Source organism: Bradyrhizobium sp., assembly GCF_049581145.1.
GTDB lineage: Bacteria > Pseudomonadota > Alphaproteobacteria > Rhizobiales > Xanthobacteraceae > Bradyrhizobium.
Genome location: NZ_JBAURI010000230.1, coordinates 1 through 3,229, shown reverse-complemented (window position 1 = coordinate 3,229; position 3,229 = coordinate 1). Strand labels below are relative to the sequence as shown.

The 3,229-nt window shown below is 62.1% G+C and carries 3 protein-coding genes; 1 reads left to right on the top strand and 2 read right to left on the bottom strand.

Annotated elements, in window-relative coordinates:
* Positions 1-344: 344 nt before the first annotated feature.
* A complete protein-coding gene (lepB, locus tag WCB02_RS07665) occupies positions 345-1,103 on the top strand; it encodes a signal peptidase I (protein WP_423957254.1) in 759 nt (252 codons plus the stop codon).
* A gap of 8 nt (positions 1,104-1,111) precedes the next feature.
* On the opposite strand, the gene WCB02_RS07660 is transcribed toward lepB, so the two are convergent.
* A complete protein-coding gene (locus tag WCB02_RS07660) occupies positions 1,112-2,479 on the bottom strand; it encodes an ATP-binding cassette domain-containing protein (RefSeq protein WP_423957252.1) in 1,368 nt (455 codons plus the stop codon).
* A gap of 123 nt (positions 2,480-2,602) precedes the next feature.
* On the bottom strand, positions 2,603-3,229 hold a 627-nt coding region (locus WCB02_RS07655), incomplete at its 5' end, for a hypothetical protein (protein WP_423957251.1).

The following is a 3,229-nucleotide window of genomic DNA, read 5'->3' as shown; positions in this document are numbered from 1 at the left end:
GGCCGGATCACCGGCAAAGGCTGAAGATGCCGAGTCTGTGGTCGGCATGATCGTCGATTGTGCGGACGCCGCTCCGATCCACGTCGCCGCCGCGAATGTAACAGCAAGATGACTTCTCATGATCAGCCCCAACCCGCGCCCTCGCCGAACCTGCATCCAAGGGTGCGGCGTCCAAGAATGCACCTGACGGATCACGACAGCAAGAGGCGGGCTTGTTGCCGATCTCGCCCTTCGCGGATCCCGCAATGACGGCGGCGGGAGAGTGACAAGCGGAGACGATGATTTGAGGTTGCGCCTGGGCTGGTCTTTGCTCATTCTGATGACGCCGCAGGTCAGGGATCGTCATGTCGCAGGTTCAATTGTCGAGATCGGAAAAGCCTTGGGCGATCGGAGCGCTGCTCACGCTCGGCATCATCCTGATGGGTTTCGTGCTGTCGCTGCCGGTGTTGTTTCTTTCGCTGCTGTTCCAGCCGTTCAATATTCCGGCGGGCTCGATGATGCCGACTTTCCTGGCCGGTGATTATTTCTTCGTCTCGAAATATGCCTATGGCTATAGCCGTTACACTTGGCCGTTTTCTTCGGCGCCGTTCGTGGGACGCGTCTGGGGGAGCGAGCCCGCCCGCGGCGACGTCATTGCGTTCCTGCTGAAGGACAATTCGACAGTTTACATCAAGCGTTTGGTGGGGCTGCCCGGTGACCGGATTCAGATGCGGGATGGGCTTCTTAATATCAACGGCGTTCCGGTTGCGCGCGAGCGCTTGCCTGATTTCGTCAGCATTGATCCGTGCGGGTCCGGAGGTCTGACCAAGACGAAGCGGTGGCGCGAAACCCTTCCGAACGGCGTCAGTTATGAGACGCTCGATTGCGTCGACAATGGATTCTACGACAACACCAATGTCTACACCGTGCCGAGCGGCCACTTCTTCGTGCTCGGCGACAACCGCGACAACTCGACGGACAGTCGCGTGCTTTCCGCGATCGGCTATGTGCCGCTGGAGAACCTGGTCGGCCGCGCAGGCATGATCTTCTTTTCGATGGGGCGCGATCCGGCCGGCACGGGGTCAAAGGTTCGTTTCGAGCGCATCGGTTCAATGGTTCGCTGATGTCCCGATCAGCCCGCGGGTCGAAGGGCCCGGGGAGCCTGCATCGCGAGATGGAGCTCCAAATCCCACAAGAACTGCTCCTGGCTCACGGATTGGACCCATTGCCGTTTGCGCTGCCTGGCGAAGGCCAGCACGTGTGGTGATGTCATGCCGCGATGGACCAGATGCGCCGCCAGCATCAGGCCTGTGCGGCCGTGTCCGGCAAGGCAATGGTAGACGACTGCGCCGCCTTGCTCGATCTCTCGTTCCATCAGCGTGCAGAGATGGAGCGCCGCCTCGATGTCGGGGACGCCCATGTCCCTGATCGGGAGCCAATGATGCTTGAGTCCAAAACGTTCGACCGGGGCATCCAGCGACGTCTCGGTCAGGCTCACCAGGGTCGTGGCGCCGGCGTCGCGAAGCGCCTCGAGTTCCTGCTCCATGTCGCCGAGAACACCGGGCTGACGCGTGCCGGCGAGTTGACCATCGATCAGCCAGCAGAAACCTGCCGGACCCTTGCCGTTCGGTCGGATCGCGCGAGCCGGAGCGGCGGCCTCGATCTCGAATCTGATCTCGGGGTCGGGCCTGCATTCGGGAGCCAGATGCTCCGGCCTGACGTCGAGAGACGGCAAATCGCTGCCGCCGGTCTTCAGGAAATGAGCCGCGGTCTCGGTTCGCGGGGCGACGAAGAACGAGTTCGATGGACTGTGCTCGATGACGTGGCCGCCCGCCAGCAGCACGACCTCATCCGCGATCAGTCTTGCATGGCCCTGATGGTGCGTCACCATGATGATCGTCCGCCGGGCGCTCTCGTCCTTGACGACGGACAGGAGCTGCGCGGCGTCCAGATCGTCCAACCCTGCGGTCAACTCATCGATGCAGAGCAGCGGCGGGTCGCTCGCCAGAGCGCGGACCAGGCTGAGGCATTTGCGATCGACCGGTCTCAACTCCGTCAACCGTGCGTCAAGCCTGTCGATCAGGTGAGACAGATTCGCACGCCGCAAGGCCGCTGCGAGACGTTGCCGCTGCTCGTCCCGGCTCAACTCGCTGCGGTTGATGAAGCCGTTGGCCAGGTAATCGTGCACGTCGGACAGGAACAGTGGAAGTTGTTGCGCAACCAGGGCCGGACGATTGCCGGTGCCCAGAGGTTCACCTCTAAACGTCGCCTCGCCGGAGATTGCTGCAGGATCGGCCGGCAAGCGCTCGCAGCACAGCGTGCGCAGCAGCGTGGATTTCCCGGTCCCTGAAGGCCCCATGATCGCGAGGACGCGCCTGCCGCCGACATCGAGATCGATCGATTCGAAAACCCGCCTGTGACCGTAGCTGACACCGTATCCGCGCAAGGACAAGAGGGGTGGCGGCGCAACTGATGTTGAGGCGAGGGGAGAAGCATTCATCGTGGATCCGAGGCTAGCGATCAATTGTTCGCTGATCTCCCTGTTTCACGGCAAATATATTGCCAAAATGACAACTTCTCGCGAAATGGCCGGTTTTGCCGCCGGGCGAATTGAGGCGAGAGCCTACCGCGCGGACTGCAGCGGACGCAGAGCCGGCCGAACAGCATCTCGTGCCGGCCGTTCGATGGCCATGGTTCGACGAGACAGATAATTGAGTTCGGTTGCGATCAAGATGCAGCGCTGAACGCGCTCTTCCAGCCGGCCTTGATGCTCCTGATAGCTCTGGAATAATGCCGCCGATTGTCCCGCCTGTGGATCGTCGCGGTCGGCTGCGAGAGCCGATTTGCGGCGCTCCAGCAGAGCGGCGAGGTCCTGCACCAGCTTGGAGAACCGATTGGTCACCATGGTGACGTGATTGTTCAGCTCGGCTGCCGCGGTCGCGACCAGGGCCGCGACCGTGGCCTGAAACTCGGCGCTGAGAAGCTCTTCCAGCTTGTGGGCGCGCTGCTTCTGGCCATGCCAAAGTCGCCACCAGGCGTGCCACTGCTCATCCAGTTCAACCGCGAGCTTCCAGCCGAGCGCGCTGATGGATGGCGACGGGTCGACGAGGTTGACCGGCAGATTTTCCAGAGCGAGGGCGTCCTTCGGCCTGAGACCCTTGATCGCGTCGAGCAACTTGCCGTTGGCCGTCCTCTCCAGTCCCTCAAGCTTAGCGGCCGCCTCGCGATAAATCGTCTGAAACTGCTGTTC

What these genes read in the sequence shown, in the direction of transcription:
- lepB (WP_423957254.1), top strand. Translation starts at nt 345, where the DNA reads ATGTCGCAGGTTCAATTGTCGAGATCGGAAAAGCCTTGGGCGATCGGA.
- WCB02_RS07660 (WP_423957252.1), bottom strand. Translation starts at nt 2,479, where the DNA reads ATGAATGCTTCTCCCCTCGCCTCAACATCAGTTGCGCCGCCACCCCTC.